This is a genomic window from Psychrobacter sp. 16-MNA-CIBAN-0192, assembly GCF_040309565.1.
Taxonomy (GTDB): Bacteria; Pseudomonadota; Gammaproteobacteria; order Pseudomonadales; family Moraxellaceae; genus Psychrobacter.
The window spans coordinates 1-231 of record NZ_JBEOOX010000775.1 but is presented as its reverse complement, the minus strand read 5'-3'; the positions used below and the strand labels follow the sequence as shown (position 1 = coordinate 231).

1 protein-coding gene is annotated in these 231 nt (G+C 64.5%); it reads left to right on the top strand.

The window, feature by feature from the left end:
- Positions 1–204 (top strand): hypothetical protein (locus tag AAEY78_RS15175; RefSeq protein WP_352340359.1); only part of this gene is annotated, 204 nt, incomplete at its 5' end.
- Positions 205–231: the final 27 nt, after the last annotated feature.

Sequence of the window (231 nt, the reverse complement as noted above, 5' to 3'; positions counted from 1 at the left end):
CGCATGGACCCTGTCATCGCCGCCATTCTCATCGCCGCAGGCATCGGCCTCTTTGCCCTCCTGGTGGTGCTCGGCATCCGTGACGCACGCGAGCGCCGGTACGATTCCGAGCCCGGCTCGACCACGATGCCGAGGGAACGAGTCGAAGGCGAAGCCCACGCCGTTGCGGCTCGATTCGCCCGTGACGACGGCCAGAATTTCTAGAATTCGACACACTCGGCAACCCAAGGA